This is a genomic window from Kitasatospora sp. NPDC086009 (genome assembly GCF_044540385.1).
GTDB lineage: Bacteria > Actinomycetota > Actinomycetes > Streptomycetales > Streptomycetaceae > Kitasatospora.
Genome location: NZ_JBITSA010000008.1, coordinates 267,790 through 290,621 on the forward strand (window position 1 = coordinate 267,790; position 22,832 = coordinate 290,621).

Genomic DNA, 22,832 nt, shown 5'->3' on the forward strand with positions numbered 1-22,832 from the left:
CCCCGGCGCTCCGGAGCCGCTCGGCAGAAGCCCGGGGCCGCGCCCGGGCTCCTGCCCGGCCCCGGTCAGGAGACCAGGCTCTGCTCCTCCAGCTCCGTCAGCGTCACGGTGCACAGGCCGCCGCGCTCGGCCTTCACGTTCGTCACCTTGAGCTGGGTGCCCGGCAGCAGGATGAACTCCTCCTCGCCGGTGAACGCGGAGTAGCGCTGGATGCCCGCGGCCCGGACGGGGAGCACCTCGAACAGCGTCCGCCTGCCCCGGCTGCCGAGGAACCCCTTCGCCACGCCGAGCTCGGAGGTGCAGGAGGAGACGCCCCACCAGGTGACGGTCCGTCCGAGCGGGTACTGGGCGCGCAGGTCCAGCGAGACCCCGCGCCAGAGCGGCTCGGTGCGGGCCGGGAGCTGCGACACCGCCGAGAACAGCAGCCGTAGGTACGGGAGGTACGGCACGACCCGGCTCCGGTCCGGTGCGCGCAGGATGGCGTTGATCTCCCGGTAGAACGCGGACTCGCAGGTGTAGAGGTAGAGCGCCGAGATGGCCTCGGCGGAGAGCCCGCCGGCCGCCGCCTCCTCCGCCCGCCTGCGGCCGAAGGCGTGCGACCGCTCGACGTGCCGGTCCAGACCGGACAGCAGCGCGGCCACCGGGGCGACGGCCTCGCGGAAGTCCATCAGCGGGGTGTCGAACACCCCGCTGATCGCGGGCAGGACGAGCCCCTCGTCCTTGACGCTCGCGAGCCGCTCCAGGTAGAGCTGGTGCAGCTCCATGGTGGAGGTGATGAACGCGCCCATGCGTTCGGCGAGATCGCCGCCCTCCCCGCCGCCCTGCGCCGTGCCCTCGTTCCACCCCTTGGCCGGCAGCCAGTCGATCCCCTCGGCGCCCAGCGAGGCGAGCGCCGCGTTCACCATGGCGAAGTGGTCGCCGTCGCAGAAGATGTCGCCCTGCGCGGCCGGGTTGGCGTGGTCAATGTGCCGGACCTCGACCCCGGGGTACTTCTGCTGGAGCCGGAGCACGACCTTCTTCAGGCTGCGGGCGTGCGCGCCCCACCACGCGAAGACGACGCCCCGGTCCTCCTCGTCCTCGGCGTCCTGCTTGGCCCGGAGGATCTCCTCCACGATCCGCTCGGCGACCGGGCGCCAGAACGCGGTGTGCCGGTCGGTCGCCGTCGACCCGTCGCTGCTCGCGGTGAGCGCCGCGTTCAGCAGCAGCACGCCCTGGGTGAGCATCGCCTGGAACCACTCCGGCGGCTGCACGGTGTCCTGTTCCTTCAGCAGCCCGCGTATGTCGGCGATCGGCGTCTTCTTGGGGATGCCGTGCTTCCACATCGCCGCCGCCTTGATGATGCAGCGGATGCTGACCACTCGGCCGAACTGGCTGTCCTTCCAGTCGTGGAAGGTGTTGTCGAACATGGCGATGCCGGTGGCGCTCTCCGGCCGCGGGTAGGGGTTCTGGCCGAAGACGACGACCTTCCACTTGTGCGGCGCGTTGGGCTTGAGCGCCTGGAAGGTCAACTCGCGGACGGGGACGACCTCCGGGCCGCGCCCCGGGCCGATGAACGCGGCCGCGTCCGGCTGGGCCTCGATGACCGGCCTCAGCAGCGGAAGCCACGGTTCTCCGCCGCCCTTGAAGAGCTCCGCGAGCGCCAGCGGGTCGCTCGGGGCGGTCGGGGCGGACGGCGCGGGGGCGTGGGCATCGCTCATGGTGGTGTGACTCCGTACAGCCGTGGTTCGGCGGACGTGACGGGGCGGCCGGACGGACCACCACCGGTGCCGGCGGTCGTTCGGTGAGCGCCCGTCACCTCCGCTGCGGACTCGACTGTTGTACCGGCCCGGTCCGACAGTCGGCCGTCCGGCCCCGTCGGCCCGCTTCCGCGCACCGCCGGTGCGGCACACACCCGTTGTCGCCCTGTCAGTGGTCGGCGATAGCGTCGTCACCAGTTCGAGGAACCGTGTCCCGAAGGGGAGTGGAGCATGACCACCGATCGCCCGCAGACGCCGCTCAGGGTCGTGTTGACCGACCTCAACGCGCCGGTCGTGGAGGCCTGGCGAGCCGCGTTCGCCGACACTCCGGAGATCGAGATCCGCCAGGGGTCGATCCTCGACGAGGTCGTCGACGCCTGGGTCAGCCCGACCAACTCCCGCGGCCGGATGGACGGCGGGGTCGACGCGGCCGTCAAGCGGCACCTGGGCGCCGGCATCCAGTTGCGCGTGCAGCGGGCGATCCGGGACCGCTTCGCCGGGGCGCTGCCGGTCGGGAGCGCGGTGTGCGTGCCCTCCGGCGCCACCAACCCGACGTTCCTGATCTCCGCTCCGACCATGCAGGAGTCCTCGCAGAACGTGAGCGAGACCCTGAACGTGGCCCTGGCCTGCGCCGCCGCGTTCCAGGCCGTCCACCGGCAGAACACGGCGACGCCGGGCAGCATCCGCTCGGTCGCCCTGGTCGGCATGGGCGCCCGGACCGGCCGGGTACCGGCCCGGGTCTGCGCCAACCTGATGTGGACGGGTTACACCCTGTTCAACGACCACACCTTCGAGGACGACGACGACCTGCGCGCCACCATCACCGCACAGCTCCACGACCTGGAGAGCGCGCCCCCCGCGCAGCGGATACGCATCACCCCGCCCGCCCGCCGCACCGGCCGCCGCTGACCGGGGGCGCCCGGCTCCCCCGCACCCTCCGTGACGACGAGCGCCCGGACCGGCCGCCGGGCCGGCCCGGTCCGCCCCGCCGCGCTCGCGGAGTCCGGCCGACCCCGGCAGGCTGGAAGGGGGACCGAATGGCGTCGCACCGTTCAGGAGGAGCCATGGACGCGGCCGAGCTGACCGGGACCTACACCTACCGGAGCTTCCTGGAGCTGCCGGACCCGGTCCAGGACTTCAACAGACTGCGGTTCGCGCAGTTGGAGCTGAGACTGACGGCCGCGCCGGACGGCACCGTCAGCGGCCTGCTGGTCTTCCCGGCGCCGCCGGGCACCGAGGCCGAGGCCATGGTCATGACCGGCCAGGTGTCGGGCTCCTCGCCGGTGGCCTTCACCCTGACCGGCAAGGGCCGGCCCGGCAGCCCGATCTCGGACTTCCACTACGACTACGACGGCATCATCCTGCACCACTGGGACACGGGGGTGAACCAGCGGACCACCCTCGCCGGCACCGTCCTGCGCGCCGAGCCCCACGGCACCGGCGAGAACCTGGCCCCGGCCGGCCAGACCGCCGGCTTCCTCGCGGTGAAGCGCAACGCCTGACCCACCCCGGCCGGGTCCGGCAGGACCTGCCCCCACCACGGCCGGGCCGACCTGCCACCGGCCCCCGCCGCTCGAGGGCTGCTCGTCCAACTCCTCCCGCCCACACGACAACTGAATCACCGCCAGTCATGCTCATGCTCGCAGGAGCTGTCCAGGCGCAGGCCCTACTATCGGTGGCGACACACGACTGACACCGCGTCGGCGAGTCGTCCACCGTCACGCCTGCCCCACCAGCCACCCCTGCAAGGGAGCACCGTATGCCCCGGAGCCGGAAGCTCCATCGCCTCAGCAATCCCGACACCAGCGAGCGGCACGCCCAGCGGATGCTGTTCCGCCACCTCCGCGACGACACCAACGCGAACCGCGGCCGGATGGCCAAACGGGTGCGCGAGCTCCAGCTCCTCCTGGCGATGGACCCGGTCGAGTTCGAGCAGCTGATAGCCCGGCTGATGGAGGCCATGGGCATGAAGGTCGAGCTCACCGCCCGCTCGCGGGACGGCGGGGTGGACGTGCGCGGGATCGACACGGATCCCTTCCGCGGCGGAAACGTGATCGTGCAGGTCAAGCGGTACCGGGACACCGTCACGCCGTCGGCCGTGCGGGACCTCTACGGCACGCTCCAGCACGACCGGGCCGCGACGAAGGGCGTCCTGGTCACCACCAGCCGGTTCGGCCCGAGCTCGCACCAGTTCGTGGCGGGCAAGCCCATCACCCTGATCAACGGCGCCGAACTGGTCGGCCTGCTCAAGCACCACGGTTTCCACGAGGTGTTCGCGGCCGCGCACCGCGACTGCGCCGATGACGGTGCCGGTGACCAGGGCGGCGACGGCCTGTCCGGGATCGAGCTGGCCACCGAGCCCGCCCGGCTCCTCCTGCACTGGACCGGCGAGGAGGAGTACGACATCGCCGCCCTGGTGTGCCAGGGGAACAGGGCGCTGTCGGACGAGCACCTGGTCTTCTACAACAACGCATCCACGCCGGACGGTTCGGTCCGGCTGGTGACCGGCTACGGCGACGCGAACGCCTGTCTGATGGTGGACTTCGACGCGCTCCCCGCCGACGCCGACCGGCTCGTCATCGTCGCCGCGGCCGACACCGCGAACCGTCCGAGCGCCACCATGGCCGGGTTCGCCGGACCGGCGCTGATCCTCGAAGCCGGCGCCGACCAGGCCCCGGCCGTCGTGCACCTGGCCGACGGCGCCGAGACCAACACCGCGATGCGCCTGGGCCGCTTCGACCGCGACACCGCCGGGAACTGGGACTTCACCCCCGCCCTCGCCGGCTACCAGGGAGGACTGCACCAGGCCGTCGTCGCCTACGGCCTGGAGGTCGAGGACGCGTAGCCCTCGCCCGGGCCCGCCCCCGCCCCCGGCGTCACGCCGACAGATGGGCCTGGGCCACCAGGGCCGCGACCAGGCCCGCCGTGGCCAGCAGGAGGAGGGCCGCCGTCCAGGGGCGGCGGGCCCAGGCGGCCACGGCCGCCAGGACGAGGACGGCGGCCATCTCGTAGCCGATGAAGTCGCCGTCCCGCCGGTGCAGGCGGCGGATCGCCTCCTGCCCGGCCGGGCCGTCGTACGACCGGGCCCAGCCCTCCATGCCGGAGTCGAAGAGCCGGGCGACGAGCGCCCCGGCGACGAGCAGCAGCAGCAGGAGGCCCAGGGCCACATCGGCCCCGGTGCCGGTGCGCGCGGGCCGCCGCAGGCGCCCGGGGCGGGAGGGGGTCTCGTCCATCCGGCGATTCTGCCAAGCCGCCCGGCCGGATTCCTGAGTACCCGTACTCATCTCCGGGCGCGGGCGGGATCATGGCCGGATCCGCCGGGCGGGGCTGCCGCGACGGGCATCGTTTCCCTACGCTCAACCGTCATGCGTATACCCGCCCCCGCACTGAGGCGCGTGCGCCTCATCGCCGTCATCGCCCTGTTCCTCGGCCTGCTGGGCTTCGGCCACCCGGCTTCCGCCGCCGAGCCCCCGCCGTCGTTCACCCTGAGCGTGGACCACCCCGTCGTGACTCCCGGCCAGGTCGGCACGCTGACCGTGACCTTCACCAATCACCAGTCCAGTGACGTGCAGTTCCTCTACGTGACGACCTACGCCTCCGAACAGACCTCACCGACCCCGGCCGGCTCGCGTCCGGAGTTCGTCTCCTGCACCGGTGACGCCAGCGCGTGCGGGTTCGAGCAGACCCTGTCGTACTTCAACATGACCGCCCCCGTCGTGCCCATCGCCCCTGGCGAGAGCCGCAGCGTGCGGCTCGCCTACCGGTTCACCCCCGAGTCCGACTGCCACAGCCCCTCCGTCGTCGCCTTCGGCGTCCTCTACTTCTACTACGAGTACGCGCAGGGCGCGCAGACCTACGAGGGCAGGCAGTGGATCGAGGCGGGCGGCAGCCCGACCATCGCCATGACCTGCCCGGCCGCCGCGTAGCACGGACGCGCCCCCGGGGCCGGACCCGACTCGGGTCCGGCCCCGGGGGCGGGGGCGGGGGCGGGGACGGGGTCAGGGCCGGATCGCGGACCAGGTCGCGGGCAGCGGGTCGAACCAGCCGATGACGCGGCCGCCGGGATCGTGAACCGACCGGGCGTTCGCGACGGGCGCGACGTACAGGTCGTCGACCCGGCGGGCCAGGGCGGCGATGGCGACCTGGAGCTGCATCCGGGCGAGGGCGGCGCCCGGGCAGTGGTGGGTTCCCATGCCGAAGCCGAGGTGGGCGTTCTCGCCGCGCCCGATGTCGAAGCTGTCCGGGTCGGTGAACGCGCGCTCGTCCCGGTTGGCCGCGCAGAGCGCTCCCACCGCGACCTCGCCGCGGCGGATCAGCGTGCCGCCGACCTCGACGTCCTCCGAGGCGTAGCGGGGGAAGGTCGAGGTGCTGTGGAACGGCGTGAAGCGGATCAGTTCCTCGACGGCGGAGGGTACGAGGTCCGGCCGGTGGCGCAGCCGCTCCAGCTCGGAGCGGTGGTGCATCAGCGCGCGTACGAAATTGGACAGCATCAGAACGGTGTTCTGGAGCCCGGGCAGGAGCAACCGCAGTGCGGCTGTGACCAGTTGGCGGTCGGAGAGCCGCTCCTCGCCCTCGCCGCGGGCCCGGATCATGGCGCTCAGCAGGTCGTCGGCGCTCCGCCCGGCCGGGTCGCGGGCGGCGATCAGCTCCGCCAGCCGGCGGGCGAGGGCGCGCCGGTCCTCCTGGTCCGCCCCGGACGGGGGCGACGCGGTGGTGGCCGCTCCCAGCAGCCTGGCCCGCACCCCGGGGCGTTCCCCGGCGGGTATCTCGAGCAGTTCACAAAGGACGTCGGCGGCAAGGGGTTTGACGAATCCGGCCATCAGATCGGTGGTCGCCCGGGCACCGGGCGGCCCGCCACGGTCGAGCCGGCCCAGCCGGTCCAGCAGCTCGTCGGCGATCTTCTCGGTCGCCCCGCGCAGCCGCTCGATCTGCCGGGGCTTGAGGCCGCCCCTGGTCACCCTGGTCACCTGCGCGGAGGTCGGCGCCGGCTCCCGCCCGGGTGCTGCCGCCGTGTTCGCGCCGGTCGCGGCGACCGGGCAGCGCGCGGCCGCGTCGGCGGCCGGACCGGCTCCATCGGGCGGGGTGGCCGGGTCGGCCGGCGGGGTCAGCCCGAAGCGGTTGTCGGTCAGGATCCGGCGGACGTCGGCGTACCGGGAGCAGAGCCACGCCGAACCGAGGTCCCTGACCTCGACCCGGCCGAGCCCCTCGGTCTCCCGCAGGCCGGCATAGCGGTGGTCGAGGTCGAGGAGGTGGGGCTCCCCGAAGGGGTAGCGAAGCACCTCCGGTGCGGATTCGGGGTGAGTCACCGTTCGTTCCTTCCTGCGACGCGACGGGCTCGGGCGGCGTGCGTGAGGCGTGCGTGAGGTGTGCGGACCGCGGGCGTTCAGGAGCGCGGCGCGACCTGCCAGCCGAAGCCGTCGTCGTCGCCCGAGGCCCCGCGGCTCCCGGCGGCCGGGGCGGCGGCGGTCACCACGAGGCGGGCCGGCGACCGCCGCATGTCCGAACCGGCCTTGGTGCCAGCGAAGTTGCTCATGGTCCTGCCTCCGGGGGGGTGCGGCGTGGGTGTCGGAAACCTGTATACAGGGGCTTTCCGGGCTGGTCAGCAGATTGCACCGGCCTCGGGCCGACATGGCAGGGACAGTCCGTCCGGGCGCCGGGAGGCCGGTTCAGGCCAGGCCTTCGGGGGTGCAGGAAGTGACCACTACCGCCCGCTCCGACCCGGGCCACAGCATGGGACCAGTCAGCAGCCCGCTGACGACCACCAGCCGAAGGAGACTGCGATGTCCGCGTTCGAGGAGCTTGAGGAACTGGTCAACACGATGGCTGCCGCCGAGCCGGCCGAGGTCGACGAGGACGGCCTCGGCGACGTGGCGTGGAAGGTCTCGTACTCGACCTTCTACAACAACTAGCAGTGCCGGCAGGGGCACTCGCCGCACCGCGCCGGAGGACCTCCTCCGGCCGGGCGACGGGTGCCCCTGCCTCGTCCGCCGCACCGTACCCCTACCGTCCGTGCGCGATGTGCGCCTGCGGATCCGCCCGGCGGGTCCCCGTCGATCCGAGGAGCTCGACCATGAACTTCGTCATTCCGGACGAGAAGGTCCAGCAGGGCGTCAAGGTCCTGCTGGACGACTACGTCCTCGTCAACAGCACCGACACCTTCGTCATCACCTACACCCCGGACAGCCGCGACCCGGCGGCCTGGCTGGCGCTCGCGCTCCGGCACCGGGGCTTCACGGCGCCGATCGTCCCGATGCGCAAGCTGGAGGACCCGGAGTTCGCCGGGCGCCTGGAGGCGGTGCTCCCCGACCCGGAGACGCTGCCGGGCCGTCTGGTGATCCTCACCCTGGAGCGCGACACCATGTCGCACTTCAACGTCTTCGAGAACGCGCTGCGGAGGTTCGGCGGCGACCGCACGATGATCCTGCGGATCATCAGCGCCTCCACCGCGTTCTTCACCAAGTCCCTCAACCTGGCGCCGGCGCAGCTGACCCGGTTCAACGCGACGCTGCTGGAGCGGGTGAAGCCGGCCCGCAAGGTGCGGGTCACCAGCCGGGGCGGCACCGACCTGACGATCGAGCTGGACGCGGACAAGTACCACTGGATCAGCAACCGGGGCGTCTGGCGGCCCGGCGGCTTCACCATCCTGCCGGCCGGCGAGGTCGCGACGTACCCGGTCACGGTCGACGGCGTGCTGGTCGCGGACGGCGCCTTCAACGCCAACATCATCACCCCGCTGAACGCCAGCCTGGCGGCCAACCCGGTCCGGGTGGAGATCGAGAACGGCCAGGCCGTCTCCCTCACCTGCGCCGACCCGGAGCTCGACGCGATGTTCCAGCTCTGCCTGAACAGCCCCTACGGCCGCAACGTCGGGGAGTTCGGCCTGGGCACCAACCGGGGCATCGACGAGTTCATCACCGCCAACTCGCACATCAACGAGCGGCGTTGCGGTGTCCACCTGGGCTTCGGCCAGCACAACCAGCGGGTCAGCAAGGTCCCGTACATCGCGGACGTCCACCTCGACCTGATCACCGCCGGCGCGCTGGTCTGGGTCGACGACGATCCGGAGCCGATCGACCTGGAGACCTTCACCGCGACCGACGCGGAGCACCCGGCGGACGCCCTGGACGAGGACATCACCGGCGACTGCTGCGGCCTGGGCTACGGCCAGCTCGAAGGCCTGGCCGCGTGCGTCGTCCCCGGCAGCCCGGTGCGGGTCCAGCGATGACCGCGGCGAACGGCACCGCCACGGTCGCCCCCGCGCCCGCCGCCGGAGCGTGCGCCGAGGTCTCCGCCGAGGACTTCGCCCGGCGCGGCTACGTGATCCTGCGCGGTGTCCTGGACGCCCCGGAGGTCGAGCGCGCCCGGGCCCTGTGCTCCGGCTACCTCACGGGCACCGGCTCGCAGGAGATGCTCACCAGCGACTTCCTCGCCGACGACTTCCTGGCCGGCATCGTGCTGCGCGAGCGCGTGGTGCGCGCCGCCAAGGAACTGCTGGGCGAGGACCACCCCGTGCTGTACCCGAACTGCACGGCGCGCAAGAACGTGTACGTCCCCTGGCACGTCGACGCGACCTTCGTCGGACCGACCGCCTCGTACGTCTGGGAGCCCGGGTTCGCCCACGTCCAGTGCGGGCTGTACCTCCAGGACAACGACCCGGTCGGCGGCGGCGGCATCGACGTGGTGCGCGCCTCGCACCTGATGTCCTTCGACGGATACGGCACCGCCGAACCGGAGTTCGACATCCCGGCGCGGACGGTGGGCGAGTCGGATCTCCGCGAACGCGTCGATACCCGAGCGGGCGACGTCGTGATGTGGAACGCTCGTCTGATGCACACCAGCACCACCGTCCTGCGGGACCCGGGCCGGGAGAAGTTCGGGGTCTTCTTCAGTTACGCCCGGCCCCATGTGCGCGACAACCACCGCTTCCTGAGCCAGATCGCCGTGGACTCGATGCGGACGATGAACGGCGTCTCCCGGCTGATCCCCCGGCTGGCCGAGATCGCCCGGATGCGCTACCCGGAGAGCTTCCCGGCCTGGTTCGCCCAGGGAGCCACCGACGCGGGCGTCCGCATCCCCACGCTCTGAGAGGACCGGCGTGAAAGGACGAGCGACGTGACGACGACGGCACTGGCCGGCGGGGGTGAGCAGACCGCGGACCCGCCGGTCTTCCCCGACCGGCCGTTCCGGGCCCTGTGGGCCGCGACCGGTCTCTCCCAGGTCGGTTCGGCGGTCAGCAACGTCACCATCCCGATGTGCGCGGCGGTCACGCTGGGCGCCTCGGCCCTGGAGATGACCTCGCTGGCGGTGGTCGAGGTGCTGCCGTCGCTGCTGATCAGGCTCCCGGCGGCGGCGTGGTCCGACGGGCTGCGCCGTCCGCGCGCGCCGATGATGGCGGCCTGCAACCTGGTGCAGGCCGCCATCATGGGGTCCGTACCGCTGCTCTGGTGGCTCGGGGCGCTGCACATCGTGCTGCTGCTGGCGCTGACCGCGGTGGCCTCGGCGGCGCTCGGGGTGTACTCCGCGCTGTCCAGTCCGCTGCTGGTGCAGATCGTCCCGAAGGCGAAGCTGGTGGAGGCCAACGGGAAGATCTCGGCGACCCGCAGCGTCGCGGACATCAGCGGGCCCGCGCTCGGCGGCGCCCTGCTCGCCCGGGTCGCGGCGCCGTACGTGGTGCTGGTCGACGCGCTCTCCTTCCTGGCCTCCGCGGCCCTGCTCACCCGGGTCCGGCCCGCGAGCGCCGACACCGGGCCGGCCGACGCGGTGGCCGGTGGGCCCGCGGGCGCCGCCGGTCCCGCCGGAACCGCCGAAGGCGCCGTGCCGGCCGAGCCCGTGAAGACCGCGGAGACCGCGAAGACGTCCACGACCTGGAAGCAGCGGCTCGGCGCCGCCGCCAACGTCCGCCTCGCCCTCGCGATGGGCCGGCAGTCCGGGGTCCGGGCGGTGGTCACGGTGTCCTTCGTCAACGGGGTCACCCAGCCGGTGCTCGTGCTCTTCCTCGTGCACGCGGTGCACATGGGGCCGTCGCTGATCGGCTCGCTGCTGGCACTCGGCGCGGTCGGCGGGGTGACCGGCGGCATGCTCGTCGGCCGCGCGCAGAAGCGGTTCGGGTCGGGCCGCACGCTCGCCCTGGGCACCGCCGTCAGCCTGCTCTCGCTGGCCCTGCTGCCGTTCGCCGCCTCCGGGCCGAGCGCGATGGCCGGGCTGGTGCTGCTGGAACTCGCGGGCAGCTTCGGAGGGACGCTGCTGATCGCCAGTGTCTTCGGCAGCCTGCAGGCCGCGGCGCCGAAGGACCGGATCGCCCAGGTGATGGCGATGGCCTTCGTGCTGTTGCAGGCCGCCAGCCTGATCGGGGTGCCGGTCGGCGGCGCCCTGGCCGTCGCCTTCGGGACGCGGTGGGCGATGATCGCCGCGTTCGCGGTGATGGCCGCCGCACTGGGCCCGCAACTCGTCCGCTGGGCCCTGACCCGGTGGGCCCCGGATCCGCCCATCATCCTCTGACGGTCCTTCGGGAGCCGGCTCCCGCCCGGGGGCCGGCTCCGGGGGCCGGGCCCTGAACTCCGGCCCCCGGTACCGGTCCGGCCGCCCACCTACCGCGGTTCCGGTTCTTCGGAGCCGCGGTGACCGCGCGGCGGAACCGGCCCGGGACCGGCTCGCAACGACGTACGTGAAGGGGTCGGCGTGAGAACGCGACGCGTGAGGTCTGACCAGCCGGCCGGAAGGGGTCCGGGGCGCGACGGCGCCCGAGCCCCCCGGACCGGACCGCACGCCCCGGCCGGGAGCGGGTCCACCCATGTACTTGACCAAGACCACGGTTGACACCCCGGGCGCCGCGCCGCAGTCCGCGCGCGAGCTGCACCGGCACCTGCTGTGCAGCAGGGCCGGCACCGACTGCCTCCAGCACGCGCGGATCGACGTCCACGAGGGCTTCGTGGTGTTCAACCTCTATGTGCAGGCCCGCGACCTGCTGGACGCGGCGCGGGTGGCCGAGCAGCTCTGCTGCCGGACCATGGCCGGCGCCGGAACCTGCCCGAGCTGGGCCGTCCGCTCCACCGAGGTGGGGCCCTGAGGCCGCCGGGGACCGCGTTACTCCAGGTCGTCCGGGGTGATCCAGGCCCGCGAGACGGCCTGGGCGCCGGCCTGGAACCTGCTGCGCGCACCGAGCCTGGTGTGCAGGTCCGAGGCGACCCGGCGGGCCGTGCGGACCGAGACGCCCAGCTGCCGGGCGATCGCCTCGTCGGTCAGGCCCGCCGCCAGCAGCCTGAGCACCTGGCGCTCCTGGCCGGAGAGCCCGACGTCGTCGCGCCGGCGCGCGGCGCCGAGCACGGTCGCGGACCGCCAGACCGAGTTGAACAGCGCGGTGAGGGCCGTGATGATCCCGACGCTGGAGATCACGACCGCCGCGGTGCCCTGCTCGTCGGCCGTGTCGAGCGGCACCACGGCCACCCGCCGGTCGACGATGAGCATCCGCAGGGGCAGCGACGCGGTGGTGCGCACCTCGCTGCCGAGCCCGCTGAGCCACTGGGCGTACTCCAGCGTCGGCCGGTGGTTGCGGACACTGTCCTGGTAGACCGTGCGCAACCGCACCCCGCGGTCGATCGCCTCGGCGTCCAGCGCCCGGCTGGCGTTGATGTTCTCCTCCGACTGGGCGCCGCCCGGCATGAAGGAGCTGGCCTCCCACTCGCAGCTGCGCGCGAGTTCGCTCAGCCGGTCGCGGATCGCCTCGATGCCGGACAGCCGCTCGATGCCCGGCTCGGTCTCGGCCGGGCGGCTCTCCGCGCGCTCGGCCAGCAGGGTGGACAGCGCGGCCGTCCCCTCCTCGATCTGCTGGTGCCGGCGGGCCATCTCGGCCTGCTGACGGGCCACCAGCGCCGAGAGTCCGATCTCCGGCCGGACGGCTCTTGGCCCGGGCCGGCCCGGGAACACCTGGAGCAGCGAGATGCCGGTGAGCTCGTCGAGCGCGACCCGGATCTGGGCGTGGTCCACGTCGAGCCGGCGGGCGAGGACGTCGAGGCTCTCGTCCGGGTGCTGGAGCATCGCGAGGTACACGGACTCGGCGAGGCTGCTCAGCCCAAGCCCTTCGAACATTGACCACTCCCTCCAGGGCTCGTCCGACCGGCTCGCCGGGACGCGGGTCGACCGTCCCGGCGGGGCGCGAATTCCGGACATGCCCTGACTCGGTCCGGCGGCTGACGTCGGCGCACAACCCCTGCTCTCGACGTGCACGCACTGAGTCCGGCAATTGACTTTCACAGACTGGCACTTGACGTGGCCACCCACAAGTGAGCCTGCGACGGCAGGCCGACGGCGGCGGCGCCGGCGGCCGGTGCGCCCCCCGCCGCGCCCGCCCCGGGGCGGCCCGGTCCGGCGGCCCGTCCGGCATCGTCGCGGGTCAGCGGCGCTCCGGGGCCGGTCCTCGGCCGCGCCCGGGGCGGGCCGGTGGCGGGCCCGGACGCCCGGTGGCAGGTTCCGGCCGGGCCGCGGCGCACCGGCACGGGCTCCGGCGCACTCACTCCGGTACCGGCGCACGGTCACGCGCCCGGCGCCCTGTCGCACCACCGTCGGCCGCCGGCCCCGGCCGGCGGGGGTCACCACCGCGTTTCCGGCCTCCGCGCGGTGCGGGCCCCGCGTGCTCCCGGCCCCGCGCGCTTCGGTCCCCGCACGGCCGCCAAGCGGTACGGCTACCGGGCCGCGGCGCCGCGCCGGGCCACCAGGTGGAAGAGCCGGGCGAACCCGCGGTAGGGATCGCGCAGTCCGGCCTGCCACTCCAGCTCGCAGAGGTCCACGAACTCCTCCGGTGACGGCTCGTCACGGCGGTGGTCGGAGAAGACCCGCACGCCGAACCACTCCACCGTCGGAGCGCCGAGCCCGGCCAGCCGCCGGCCGAGGTCCTGCGGGGTGTCCGGCCGGGTCGGCAGGTACTGCCCGCCCCGCTCGCCGGACTCCAGCAGGGTCGCCAGCGCGCCCCGCCAGTCGCCCTGGAGCCCGTCGCGCATCGCCTGGGAGTCGCGGTTCACGGTGAGCAGCGAGAGCAGGCCGCCGGGCGCGGCCAGCCGGACCAGCGCGTCCAGCATCGGGCCCGGGTCGGTGAGGTAGAGCAGGACGCTGTGGCAGCAGACCAGGTCGAAGCCCGTCCCGACCAGGTCGGGCGCCGCTTCGCCCAGCCCCTGGACCAGGGTCACCCGCCGGCCGACCTCGGGGGGCTCCGCGGCGACCAGGTCGGCGGCGGCCCGCAGCAGCGTCTCGTCGTTGTCCACCACGGTCACCTCGTGCCCGGCCCGCGCCAGGAGGACCGCCTGCCGGCCGAAGCCGCCGCCGATGTCCACCACCCGGCAGGGGCGCTGCGGCAGGTGCCGGGCCAGCGCGCGGGTGACCAGGTCGAACCGGACCTCGCCGCGGATGCTCCGGGCGTGGTCGAGGTAGGCGTCGGCCCGCGCCTGCGCGGAGTCCGTCCAGAGGTTCCGCTCCGGCCAGGCGGCGGGTTTCGTCATCGGGGGTCGGTCCCTTCCTGGATGCCGTCGTGGGGCGGGCGCCGCGGGACCTCGGCCGGCCGGTCCCGGTGAGGCGCCGCGCAGCCAGTGTGCTGCTCCCGGCGGGCCGTTGTCCCGGGCCGGCCGGTGGCCGAAACCTGCACCGGCATGAACCGGCCCGTTCCGCCCGGTCCGGCCGCTTCCGCCCGGCCGGGCCCGGCCGGAAACCGCCCCGGGCGCCGGTTCCGGGCGGCAGCAACCGACCACTTGCGCGCCGGGCGCCGGGCCCCGACCGCGCCCCGCGGACCCCGCCCGCGCCCCCGCCGGCCCCGCCCGCCCTCAGGACTGCTGCGCCGCCAGCGCGCAGAGCTCGGACCGGTTCGGCAGCCCGGTCTTGGCGATCAGGCTGGCGACGTGCTTCTCGACGGTGCGCGGCGAGATGTAGAGCCGGGCGGCGATGTCCTTGTTGCTGAGCCGGTCGGCCAGCAGCTGGAAGATCTCGTACTCACGGACCGTCATGCCCTTGAGCCGCAGCTGCGCCGGGATCCGGTTGCTGCCGGTGCGGTGCTGGCGGACGGGCGCGCCGATGGCCCGGAGCAGCGTCCGGCAGGCGCCGACGACAGCGGTGGCGGAGGTCTCCCGGAAGTGGTGCTCGGCCTCCCGGAGCCATCCCTCCGGGTCGCCCCAGCCCAGGGCGTGCGCCTCCTCGGCGATCAGCCGCTGTCCGAGGTGGCGGGCGGTGGGGTAGGGCGCACCGACCTCCTGGGCGAGCTGGGCGGCCCGGCCGGCCGCCTCGGGATCGCCCTCGCGGCCGAGCAGCACGGCGTCGGCGAGCAGGACGAAGTGCCGGTTCCACCGCATCCGGCCGGCCGAGCTGGCGGCCACCCGGTCGAGGCGGCCGCGGTCGAGGCGGCCGTCCAGCAGGTCGAGCAGCAGCCCGAGGCCGTGCCGGCCGCCGAGGTGGAAGGTGCTCGGGTTCTCGGCCTCCAGGGCCTGGAGGCCGGCCATGTCCCGGGCGGCCCGGTCCCGGTCCTCCTCCAGGAGGGCGCAGAACACCCGGGCCAGCCCGAGGGCGAGCGGCTCCTCGGGCGAGCCGCTGCCGCCCCAGCGGCCGAACTCGGTGAGCGACTCCTCCATGGCGGCCCGGTCGCCCTGATGGGCCGCCAGGACGGAGCGGGTCATCAGCAGGTAGCGGGCGACCGGGGTCAGCCGCAGCCGGGCCGCCATGGTCAGCGCCTCGTCGCCCAGCACCCGGGCCTCGGCGAACCGGCCGCAGAGCACGTCGTGCAGGGCGAGGATGCCGTCGAGGGTGTAGACGACGGTGACGGCGCCCAGGCGGCGGGCCTCGGTCCGGGCCTCGTCCAGGGTGGCGGTGCCGCCGTCGGCCAGCCAGCGGCTGCCGCCGAGCCGGGTGAGCGCGTACATCCGCTGGAGCGGCAGGCTGTGCCGCTCGGCGGTGTTCATGGCCCGTTCCAGGTAGGTGACCGCCTCGGCCGGGTCGCGCTCGCGGGCGACGACGCCCAGCAGCTCCCAGGCCTGGCAGGCGACCAGCGGCTGGTCGTGCCTCTCGGCGGTGTCGATCGCGGCGCGGGCCAGCCGTTCGGCCCGCTGGGTGCGGTCCTGGCCGGGGGTGTCGAGGCACAGGTAGGCCTCCACCACGTCGGTCAGCGCGGTGTGCGCCTCGTCCGGGTCCGGTCCGAGCAGGGCGCGGGCCCGCTCGATCTGGTTGTTGCCGTCGGCCCAGCGGCCCGCCATGTAGGCCACCTGTGCCAGCCGGGTGTGCAGGGCCGCCAGCCGGGGCGCGCCCAGACCGGCGCCGACCAGCTCCCGCAGGCTGCTCGCGAGGCTGAGCGCGCGGGTCAGCTCGCCGGTCTCGGCGAGGGCGGGCAGCAGGGCCTCCAGGGCCTCGGCGCGGGCGGCCGAGTCGGTGCCCCCGGCCAGCAGGGTCTCGGCCCGGTCGAGCAGGGTGACCGCGGAGCCGACCGTGCCGTTGGCGAGGGCCCGGCGGCCGGCCTCGGTGAACAGCCGGCCGGCCCGGACGGGGTCGCCGGCGTCGGCGCGCAGGGTCGCGGCCAGCGGGCACCAGTCGCCCTGGAGGTCGGGGTGGAGGGCCTCGATCGCGTCGGCGGCCTGGTGGGACAGGGCGGCCCGGGCGGTCGGGGTGAGCTGGGCGAGCAGTGCCTCGGCGGTCAGCGGGTGCTGGAAGGCGTACCAGTCGGGGGCGGGCTCGTCGGCCGCGACCAGCCGGGCGGTGACACCGGCGTGCAGGTGGCTGAGCAGGCTGCGGTCGTCGGCGCCGGTCATCAGCTGGAGCACCGACAGGGGGAAGCGCCGGCCGAGCACGGCGGCGGCGGAGAGCAGGGTCTGCCCCTGCGGGCCGAGTTCGTCGATGCGGTGGATGGCGCCTTCGAGGAGCGCCCTCGGCACGTTGCGGCGCAGGTTCCCGGCCACCCGCCAGGCGGTGTTCTCGCGGACCAGCGCGCCGCCGGTGACGGCGCCCTGGAGGAGTTCCTCGACCAGGAACGGGATGCCGGCGCTGTCCTCCCGGATCTGCGTCAGCACTTCGGCGGGCACCAGGCCCGGCTCGGTGTCCAGGCAGGAGGCGATCAGGCGGTTCACCTCGTCGTCGTCCAGCGGCGCCAGCCGGAAGACCGTTCCGCTGCGGCGGCGCCCGGCCGACTCGGCGAGCAGGAGTGCCTCGCCCGGTTCCGACCGGACGGTCGCCACCAGCATGACCGGCTGCTGTTCGAGGTTGTCGACGAGGTACTCGACGACGGCCAGCGTCTCGGTGTCGGCGTCGTGCAGGTCCTCCAGGACCAGCAGGCAGCCCTGGTCGCGGCCCGCGGAGGCGAGCAGCCGCAGGACGGCCTCGGCGAGCACCACGGTCGATCCCTGGTCCGGGGTGCCGGTGCTCCAGTCCGGGATGAGCCGGCCGAGCACCGGGCGGTAGGGGCCGAGGCTCGCTTCGTCCGGCGTCTCCCCGCCGCGTGAGAGCGGCATCAGCGCCTCGGTGAGCGGCCGGAGCGGCACCATCGGTCCGATGGTGCTGCTCCGGCCCCGCAGGACGCGGACTCCTGCGTCGACCGCCTCGCCGATCAGCTCGGCGACCAGTCGCGACTTACCGATTCCGCCCTCGCCGACCAGGAATGTGGTACAGCCGCGCGAGCGGCGGAGATCCCGCAGTGATTCGCCGAGTCCGGCGACTTCGGCATCACGGCCGATGAGATGGGCTGCCCGCACACGCATAGCCCCGGATAGTAGTCGCTCTCCCCGCGGAGCGTCGTGTTCATGTTCGGATCGGCCCTACGTGAGTGCAGGTCAGAACGGCACCGAGACAGTGGTGGTGATGGAGCCGAGGCCCACGACCACGCCGCTGCCGAGGCTCATTCCGGCCAGGGCCCGGGTCCGGGCGCAGGCACCGTTCCGGCGGACCAGGCGGATCTCGCCGGCCGGGTCCGGGGTGGTCGCGGCCTGGTTCGTGGCCTCGCTGCGGACAGCACCGTTGTACAGGGAGTGGGACATGGGGCTTTCCTTTCCATTCGGGAAGCGGTGCGTGGTGATAAGTGGCGCTGTTCTCTGCTGTTTTGTTTTCGTTTCAGGTGGTCTTGTGCTATTCGGTCCTGTTTGGTTCTCTTCGGTTCTCTTCGGTTCTCTTCAGATGGTCGGAGGGGCCGGTGGGGGGCCGGGGGCCGCGTCCAGCAGCAGGACGGAGGGCACGGTGTCGGCGAAGCCCAGCCGGAGCAGCGCGTAGCCGATCCCGGAGAGCCCGGTGAGCAGCCCCGGCGTCGGCACCTGTCCGGGGGTCCCGCAGCGGGGTCCCCAGTCGTGGAGCTGTCCGAGGACCGTTCCGGCCCGGCCGGTCAGGCTGTTGCGCGCGCCGCGGTGGCCGCGCTCGGCGAGCGCCGCCAGCGCCTCCGCGGTGCCCAGCTCTCCGTGGCAGAGGCTGAGGTCCGCCACCGGCGGCTGTCCGGTGAGCCGGTGCACGGCGTCCCGCAGCGGGCTGTCGGGCTGCTCGGCGCACAGGCCCGCGTCGGCCGCCGCCAGCACGGTGCCGGCCGTCCCGGAGCACCAGCCGCCGGTGAGCCGGTCCGCCGCCAGGGCGGTGGTCAGCCGGGCCCGGCCGGCGGCGGCGAACCGCGCGCCGCGCGGGCCGCCGGTGAACCGGGCGTGCCGGGTGAGCGCCCAGCCGATCCCGGCCTCCCCGAAGGCGAAGCCGACCCGGTCCGGCGCCGCGGCGCCGAGCGGACCGGGCGGCGGCAGGCCGAGCAGCCGCTCGGCGATCCGGTCCGCGAGCTCGGCGGCCCGCTCCAGCCCGCGCTCGCGGTGCACCGCGTGCAGGGCCGCGAGCGCCCCGGCCAGGCCCGCCGAGACGCCGGGCCGGGCCTCCTCGTCGAGCGCCGCCACGGCCAGCGCGTCCAGAGCGGCCGGCAGGCAGTCGGCGAGGCCCTCGTCGACCAGGCCGGCCAGCCGGGCGAGGGAGTAGCAGAGGCCGCCCAGGCCCTCGAAGCCGCCCGGGCCCACCGCCAGGCTCAGCTCCGGGTCGCCGGCGGTCGCGGCGACGAGGTCGGGCAGCGGGGCGACCGCCGCCCGGGCCAGACCGGTGTGGCGGGCGGAGCCGGTCAGCGCGCCGAGCTGGGCCAGGAACAGCGCCACCCCGCAGTAGCCCTGGGCCAGCCCGGCGCCCATCGGCAGCACCGTCCAGTGCTCGTCGACGGCCTCCAGGCCGATCCAGTTGACCCGCCCGTGGCCGCTCACGGAGCGGCCGGCGATCTCGTCGGCGATCCCGGAGGCGGCGGCGAGCAGCGCGGACGGCTCCGGGACGGCGGCGGGCGAGGGGCGGGTGCGCCCACCCGTCCGGTGCCGGGGGCCGGTGGCGTCCGGCCCGACGGAAGCCAGCGTGGCCGAAATGATCCATTCCTGGTCGTGGCGGTCGACGGTGTTCATGCCGTCGAGCTTCGCCCGCGCGGTGGCGAGGCCGGAGGTGTCCAGGACGCCGGGCACCGGGCTCCCGTCCGAGGCGAACACCGCGGGCTCGCCGGGCCGGTGGAAGAAGACCGGGACGTCGCCGTCCCACAGGTCGGCGATCTCGTGCTCGATCAGGGCCTGCCGGGCCGGGTCGCCCTGTGATTCGGCCCAGAGCACCGCGAACAGGGCGTCGCGGTCGAGCCCGTCGCCCAGCAGCTGCGGGTGGGTCGCCTCGGCCAGCAGGGTGGCGTAGAGCATCGTCGGGCGGACCACGAGGCGGCCGACGGCCGCCGCCCCGGTGGCCAGCAGCCCGGCCGGGTCGGCGAGTTCGGCCCGGTGCCGGACGACGGCGTCGTACCCGGCGCGGAACCCGGCCAGCGTCGCGGAGAGCCGGTCCGCGCTGCCGGCTCCCGGCACGACGCCGTACGGCCGGTTCTTGGCACCGGTGAACGGCGCCCCGCGGCGCACCAGGCGCATCTCGTCGGTGCCGGTGTCCTCCCAGACCATCCGGGTGTTGGGGAACTCCCCGCCCGGCGCGGCGCCGAGGGCGGAGACGTCGACCGCGCCCAGCTCACCGACCAGCAGCTGGGGCAGCAGGCAGGTGCGGTGCACCGAGGCGGCGTGGGCCGCGGCCGCCGGGTCCGGCAGGGTGGTGCTCCCCTCGCCGAGGACGGGGTGCAGCAGCGTCTCCACGTCGACGAGCACCGGCTGGTCGCCGTGCGCGAGGAGGTTCTCGCAGTGCAGGTCCACCCCTTCGAGGGTGTAGGCGAGGGCGAGCAGGGCGCCCTGGCGGCGGTGGAACCGGTCGATCTCGACCAGCGAGCGGCAGGGCCGGTGCTCGATGAACTCCAGCCAGCCGTAGCCGTCCCCGCCGACCCAGCGCGGGGTGCGCGGCGCCAGGCCCGGCACCTTGGCGTCCAGCCAGTCCGTCATGGCGTCCAGGAGCGCGTGCTGGCCGATCGGCCGGGGCTTGTAGACCGCGGTGGCGCCGGCGGCGAACCGCAGCACCGTTACCGACCGGCCCTGCTGGTGGAGGTCCCCGCGGCCCAGCTCGACGGCGGCCAGGGGGCCCTGGTCCCGGCCGTCGAACAGCCCCGCGGTGAGCGCCGGCCGGTCGGCGGCGAGCCGGGTCAGCAGCTCCGCGCCGGAGCGGGCGGTGTGACGGGACGTCCGGGCCATCAGCCGGGCGAGCACCGGGTAGCGGGTGAACAGCCGGGCCAGTCCGGCCCGGGTGCCGGTGCGGGCCGCGAAGTCGGCGAACCGGTCCGCGCCGGTGGCGCCGGCCAGGCCGCCCGCGTCCCGGGCGGCGGCGAGCTCCACGACCAGTGTCCGGGCCGCCTCGCCGGCGAGGCGCTCGGCCAGCCAGCGCGAGTACGCCGGGGCGAACACCGCCAGGTCGGCCGGCTCGGCGCCGCCCGCCAGCGCCCGCGCGGTCAGCTCGGCGGTGGCGGCCGCCACCAGCGGGCGCAGCAGCGGTGCGAACACCGTCGCCCCCTCGCCCGCTTCGAGCGGCACGCCCCCGGGGTGCTCCGGCGCGCCGGCCACGGCCCGCTCCGCGAAGACCGCCCACGACGGCTTGGCCAGCCGGCCGGCCAGGCGCTCCGGCGCCTCGGCGGCGAGCGCCGCGGCCAGCCCCGGGTCGACGCCCAGCCGGGCCAGCCGGGCGGCCTCGCAGGCCTGCTCGACCGCCGAGCGGGTGCGTGCCCCGGCCGTCGGGCCCGCCGCCGGCGCCACCGGCGGGTGCGGGGCCGACAGCCGTTCGCGCAGCGTCGCGGCCGGCGCCCACCAGGAGGGCGCCGGCCCTGAGGCCCGGGAAGCGGTGTCGGTTGTGGTCACGTCCGCCACCCTTCCAGCGGCGCGACCCTCCGTACAGGGGAGCACCACCCGTAGATTTCGCCGCGGACTACCCAGACGCCGTACCCGACGTGCCCCAGCTTTGCGCGCCCGGGTGGTCGGACGGGTCGCGGGGGCGGGCGCCGGGTCGGCCCCGGGGGCCGCCGGGACCGCGCGGAGCTGCGGCGGAGCGGTCCCGCGGCCACCCGCGGCGCCACCCGCCGCACCCGGTCGCGGCGGGGCGGCGGCGGGGGCGGCCGGGGGCGGGGGTCCGCGGTCGCACGGGCGCGCCGCCCCCGGTGGGCGGCAGCGGGCCGCCCCCACCCTTCGGGCCCGCCGCCCCGTACCGGACGGACCGGGACGATTCCCCGGCGGATCCGGACGGGGCGCCCGGCGCCGTCCGCGCGACGGGGGCCGTCCGGACCGGCCCCGGCGCCCCCCGCGGCGGGGAATGCGGGTGATCGCGCCCCATGCGGCGCGGCGCACCGGAAGCGAAGACTCCTCGCCGAGAGGCTCACCCCGCTGACCGAGGAGTGCACATGGGCAACCCCCTGCCGCTTTGTGTCGTAGCCCTGGACCCGGTGCTGGAAGCCGGCGCCGTCAGCGCGCTGTCCGGCAACCCGGACATCGCCCTGGTCCAGCCCGAGGAGAAGGCCGACGTCGCCGTCGTCCTGGTCGACCGGGTGGACCGTCAGGAGCTCGACCTGGTGACCGCGACGCGCACCGGACCGCACCGGCCCGCCGTCGTCGTGATCGCCGCCGACCTGTCCCCGGCCGAGGCCGCGGACGCCATCAACGCCGGGGCCCGCGGCCTGCTGCGCCGGCGCGAGGTCAACGCCGACCGGCTGGCCCGGACGGTGCTCACCGTGGCCGGCGGCGACTGCACGGTGCCGCCCGACCTGATCGACGGGCTCCTCGACCACGGCACCGACCTCGACCCGCACCCCGGCGCCCGCGGCCACGGCCCCGGCTGGGGCCTGGACGAACGGGAGCGCGCCGTCCTGCGGCTGGTGGCCGACGGCCACGAGACCGACGAGATCGCCCGGGCGCTCTGCTACTCCGCACGGACCGTCACCACCGTGGTCCGCGACATCACCCAGCGGTTCCGGCTGCGCAACCGCGCCCACGCGGTGGCCTACGCCCTGCGGGCGGGTCTGCTGTGAGCGCCCTCGCCCTCGCCACCAGGCCCGAGACCGAGCGGCGGCCCGCCACCGCCCTGCGCGTCCACCTCGGCCCGGCGGGCGGGCCGGCCCGCGAGAAGGTGGCCGCCAACCTGCGCCGGGCCGGCATCGAACTCGCGGCCGGCCACTCCGGGGCCACCGTCCGGGTGGCCGCCGGGCCGACGCCCGGCGCCGCGCTGGACGGCTGGCCGGAGCCCGACGGCCGCCCGCTGCTGCTGGTCGCCGACACCTTCACGGCCGACGGGGTCCGGCGGGCCGTCCGGGCCGGGGCAGTGGCCATGCTGCAGTCCGCCGAGGCCACCCCGGAACGCCTGCTCACCGCCGTCCGCTGCGCCCGGCACGGCGAGGGCCGGATGCCCTACGGCGTCCTGGTCGGCCTGCTCGGCCCGGCGGAGGACGGCGCGCCCGCCCCACGCCGGCCCGCCCCCGAATCCCCGCTGACGGCCCGGCAGACCGCCGTGCTCGGCCTGGTCGCCGAGGGCCACGGGAACGCGGCCATCGCCCGCGAACTCTCCTGCTCCGAGCACACCGTGAAGAACGTCATCTACGACCTGATGGCCCGGCTCCAGGTCCGCAACCGGGCCCACGCGGTGGCCCACGCCGTCCGCACCGGGCTGATCTGACCCGGCGGCGCCCCGGCCCGCCGCGGC

The 22,832-nt window shown here is 75.0% G+C and carries 20 protein-coding genes; 11 read left to right on the forward strand and 9 right to left on the reverse strand.

Going from position 1 to position 22,832, the window contains the following annotated elements; all coding sequences use genetic code 11:
* Nucleotides 1–65: 65 nt before the first annotated feature.
* The gene (locus ACIF6L_RS21550; RefSeq protein WP_396486555.1) at nucleotides 66–1,697 is read right to left on the reverse strand and encodes an ADP-ribosyltransferase domain-containing protein; all 1,632 of its coding nucleotides are present in this window, start codon (nucleotides 1,695–1,697) and stop codon (nucleotides 66–68) included.
* Nucleotides 1,698–1,967: 270 nt separating this feature from the next.
* On the opposite strand from ACIF6L_RS21550, the gene ACIF6L_RS21555 reads away from it, so the two are divergent.
* The 3 genes from ACIF6L_RS21555 (at nucleotide 1,968) to ACIF6L_RS21565 (ending at nucleotide 4,581) form a co-directional block, all read left to right on the forward strand.
* Nucleotides 1,968–2,645: a macro domain-containing protein gene (locus ACIF6L_RS21555; protein ID WP_396486556.1), complete on the forward strand. Its 678-nt coding sequence runs from the start codon at nucleotides 1,968–1,970 to the stop codon at nucleotides 2,643–2,645.
* A 155-nt stretch (nucleotides 2,646–2,800) separates the two neighbouring features.
* Entirely contained in the window at nucleotides 2,801–3,238 is a 438-nt protein-coding gene (locus ACIF6L_RS21560) for a hypothetical protein (protein WP_396486557.1), read from the forward strand.
* 257 nt (nucleotides 3,239–3,495) lie between these two features.
* A complete protein-coding gene (locus ACIF6L_RS21565) occupies nucleotides 3,496–4,581 on the forward strand; it encodes a restriction endonuclease (RefSeq protein WP_396486558.1) in 1,086 nt (361 codons plus the stop codon).
* 31 nt (nucleotides 4,582–4,612) lie between these two features.
* Here ACIF6L_RS21565 and ACIF6L_RS21570 read toward each other — a convergent pair whose 3' ends face one another.
* Nucleotides 4,613–4,969 carry a DUF6234 family protein gene (locus ACIF6L_RS21570; protein WP_396486559.1) on the reverse strand — a complete coding sequence of 119 codons (357 nt, stop codon included), beginning with the start codon at nucleotides 4,967–4,969 and terminating at the stop codon, nucleotides 4,613–4,615.
* Between the two features lie 132 nt (nucleotides 4,970–5,101).
* On the opposite strand from ACIF6L_RS21570, the gene ACIF6L_RS21575 reads away from it, so the two are divergent.
* Nucleotides 5,102–5,662 (forward strand): hypothetical protein, encoded by a 561-nt coding sequence (locus tag ACIF6L_RS21575; RefSeq protein WP_396486560.1) that lies wholly within the window; start codon nucleotides 5,102–5,104, stop codon nucleotides 5,660–5,662.
* Nucleotides 5,663–5,734: 72 nt separating this feature from the next.
* Here ACIF6L_RS21575 and ACIF6L_RS21580 read toward each other — a convergent pair whose 3' ends face one another.
* Together ACIF6L_RS21580 and ACIF6L_RS21585 are read right to left on the reverse strand one after the other, a co-directional pair.
* Nucleotides 5,735–7,042 carry a cytochrome P450 gene (locus tag ACIF6L_RS21580; RefSeq protein WP_396486561.1) on the reverse strand — a complete coding sequence of 436 codons (1,308 nt, stop codon included), beginning with the start codon at nucleotides 7,040–7,042 and terminating at the stop codon, nucleotides 5,735–5,737.
* Nucleotides 7,043–7,119: 77 nt separating this feature from the next.
* Nucleotides 7,120–7,269 carry a hypothetical protein gene (locus tag ACIF6L_RS21585; RefSeq protein ID WP_396486562.1) on the reverse strand — a complete coding sequence of 50 codons (150 nt, stop codon included), beginning with the start codon at nucleotides 7,267–7,269 and terminating at the stop codon, nucleotides 7,120–7,122.
* Nucleotides 7,270–7,516: 247 nt separating this feature from the next.
* On the opposite strand from ACIF6L_RS21585, the gene ACIF6L_RS21590 reads away from it, so the two are divergent.
* The 5 genes from ACIF6L_RS21590 to ACIF6L_RS21610 all read left to right on the forward strand — a co-directional run bounded on the left by ACIF6L_RS21590 (nucleotide 7,517) and on the right by ACIF6L_RS21610 (nucleotide 11,802).
* The gene (locus ACIF6L_RS21590) at nucleotides 7,517–7,645 is read left to right on the forward strand and encodes a hypothetical protein (protein WP_329486296.1); all 129 of its coding nucleotides are present in this window, start codon (nucleotides 7,517–7,519) and stop codon (nucleotides 7,643–7,645) included.
* A gap of 161 nt (nucleotides 7,646–7,806) precedes the next feature.
* On the forward strand, nucleotides 7,807–8,961 hold the full coding sequence (locus ACIF6L_RS21595; protein WP_329486297.1) for a hypothetical protein: 1,155 nt from the start codon (nucleotides 7,807–7,809) through the stop codon (nucleotides 8,959–8,961).
* A complete protein-coding gene (locus tag ACIF6L_RS21600; RefSeq protein WP_396486563.1) occupies nucleotides 8,958–9,821 on the forward strand; it encodes a phytanoyl-CoA dioxygenase family protein in 864 nt (287 codons plus the stop codon). Before ACIF6L_RS21595 ends, ACIF6L_RS21600 begins: the two co-directional genes overlap by 4 nt.
* A gap of 27 nt (nucleotides 9,822–9,848) precedes the next feature.
* Entirely contained in the window at nucleotides 9,849–11,234 is a 1,386-nt protein-coding gene (locus ACIF6L_RS21605; RefSeq protein WP_396486564.1) for an MFS transporter, read from the forward strand.
* Nucleotides 11,235–11,526: 292 nt separating this feature from the next.
* The gene (locus ACIF6L_RS21610) at nucleotides 11,527–11,802 is read left to right on the forward strand and encodes a hypothetical protein (protein ID WP_329486300.1); all 276 of its coding nucleotides are present in this window, start codon (nucleotides 11,527–11,529) and stop codon (nucleotides 11,800–11,802) included.
* Between the two features lie 17 nt (nucleotides 11,803–11,819).
* Here ACIF6L_RS21610 and ACIF6L_RS21615 read toward each other — a convergent pair whose 3' ends face one another.
* From ACIF6L_RS21615 to ACIF6L_RS21635, 5 genes are all read right to left on the reverse strand, one after another.
* Nucleotides 11,820–12,821 (reverse strand): LuxR C-terminal-related transcriptional regulator, encoded by a 1,002-nt coding sequence (locus ACIF6L_RS21615; RefSeq protein WP_352291388.1) that lies wholly within the window; start codon nucleotides 12,819–12,821, stop codon nucleotides 11,820–11,822.
* Between the two features lie 593 nt (nucleotides 12,822–13,414).
* Nucleotides 13,415–14,224 (reverse strand): methyltransferase, encoded by an 810-nt coding sequence (locus ACIF6L_RS21620; RefSeq protein WP_359833688.1) that lies wholly within the window; start codon nucleotides 14,222–14,224, stop codon nucleotides 13,415–13,417.
* Nucleotides 14,225–14,542: 318 nt separating this feature from the next.
* Entirely contained in the window at nucleotides 14,543–17,449 is a 2,907-nt protein-coding gene (locus ACIF6L_RS21625; protein ID WP_396486565.1) for an AAA family ATPase, read from the reverse strand.
* A 72-nt stretch (nucleotides 17,450–17,521) separates the two neighbouring features.
* Nucleotides 17,522–17,725, reverse strand: a complete 204-nt coding sequence (locus ACIF6L_RS21630; protein ID WP_329486304.1) for a hypothetical protein — start codon at nucleotides 17,723–17,725, stop codon at nucleotides 17,522–17,524.
* A 132-nt stretch (nucleotides 17,726–17,857) separates the two neighbouring features.
* Nucleotides 17,858–21,004, reverse strand: coding sequence for a type 2 lanthipeptide synthetase LanM family protein (locus ACIF6L_RS21635; RefSeq protein WP_396486566.1), 3,147 nt, complete (start codon nucleotides 21,002–21,004; stop codon nucleotides 17,858–17,860).
* 536 nt (nucleotides 21,005–21,540) lie between these two features.
* Between ACIF6L_RS21635 and ACIF6L_RS21640 the strand changes: the two genes are divergently transcribed.
* Both ACIF6L_RS21640 and ACIF6L_RS21645 read left to right on the forward strand, forming a co-directional pair.
* Entirely contained in the window at nucleotides 21,541–22,164 is a 624-nt protein-coding gene (locus tag ACIF6L_RS21640; RefSeq protein ID WP_329486306.1) for a response regulator transcription factor, read from the forward strand.
* Nucleotides 22,161–22,805 (forward strand): response regulator transcription factor, encoded by a 645-nt coding sequence (locus ACIF6L_RS21645; RefSeq protein ID WP_359803974.1) that lies wholly within the window; start codon nucleotides 22,161–22,163, stop codon nucleotides 22,803–22,805. Before ACIF6L_RS21640 ends, ACIF6L_RS21645 begins: the two co-directional genes overlap by 4 nt.
* The last annotated feature ends 27 nt before the right edge of the window (nucleotides 22,806–22,832 follow it).

What these genes read in the sequence shown, in the direction of transcription:
- ACIF6L_RS21550 (WP_396486555.1), bottom strand. Translation starts at nt 1,697, where the DNA reads ATGAGCGATGCCCACGCCCCCGCGCCGTCCGCCCCGACCGCCCCGAGC.
- ACIF6L_RS21555 (WP_396486556.1), top strand. Translation starts at nt 1,968, where the DNA reads ATGACCACCGATCGCCCGCAGACGCCGCTCAGGGTCGTGTTGACCGAC.
- ACIF6L_RS21560 (WP_396486557.1), top strand. Translation starts at nt 2,801, where the DNA reads ATGGACGCGGCCGAGCTGACCGGGACCTACACCTACCGGAGCTTCCTG.
- ACIF6L_RS21565 (WP_396486558.1), top strand. Translation starts at nt 3,496, where the DNA reads ATGCCCCGGAGCCGGAAGCTCCATCGCCTCAGCAATCCCGACACCAGC.
- ACIF6L_RS21570 (WP_396486559.1), bottom strand. Translation starts at nt 4,969, where the DNA reads ATGGACGAGACCCCCTCCCGCCCCGGGCGCCTGCGGCGGCCCGCGCGC.
- ACIF6L_RS21575 (WP_396486560.1), top strand. Translation starts at nt 5,102, where the DNA reads ATGCGTATACCCGCCCCCGCACTGAGGCGCGTGCGCCTCATCGCCGTC.
- ACIF6L_RS21585 (WP_396486562.1), bottom strand. Translation starts at nt 7,269, where the DNA reads ATGAGCAACTTCGCTGGCACCAAGGCCGGTTCGGACATGCGGCGGTCG.
- ACIF6L_RS21590 (WP_329486296.1), top strand. Translation starts at nt 7,517, where the DNA reads ATGTCCGCGTTCGAGGAGCTTGAGGAACTGGTCAACACGATGGCTGCC.
- ACIF6L_RS21595 (WP_329486297.1), top strand. Translation starts at nt 7,807, where the DNA reads ATGAACTTCGTCATTCCGGACGAGAAGGTCCAGCAGGGCGTCAAGGTC.
- ACIF6L_RS21600 (WP_396486563.1), top strand. Translation starts at nt 8,958, where the DNA reads ATGACCGCGGCGAACGGCACCGCCACGGTCGCCCCCGCGCCCGCCGCC.
- ACIF6L_RS21610 (WP_329486300.1), top strand. Translation starts at nt 11,527, where the DNA reads ATGTACTTGACCAAGACCACGGTTGACACCCCGGGCGCCGCGCCGCAG.
- ACIF6L_RS21615 (WP_352291388.1), bottom strand. Translation starts at nt 12,821, where the DNA reads ATGTTCGAAGGGCTTGGGCTGAGCAGCCTCGCCGAGTCCGTGTACCTC.
- ACIF6L_RS21620 (WP_359833688.1), bottom strand. Translation starts at nt 14,224, where the DNA reads ATGACGAAACCCGCCGCCTGGCCGGAGCGGAACCTCTGGACGGACTCC.
- ACIF6L_RS21625 (WP_396486565.1), bottom strand. Translation starts at nt 17,449, where the DNA reads ATGCGTGTGCGGGCAGCCCATCTCATCGGCCGTGATGCCGAAGTCGCC.
- ACIF6L_RS21630 (WP_329486304.1), bottom strand. Translation starts at nt 17,725, where the DNA reads ATGTCCCACTCCCTGTACAACGGTGCTGTCCGCAGCGAGGCCACGAAC.
- ACIF6L_RS21640 (WP_329486306.1), top strand. Translation starts at nt 21,541, where the DNA reads ATGGGCAACCCCCTGCCGCTTTGTGTCGTAGCCCTGGACCCGGTGCTG.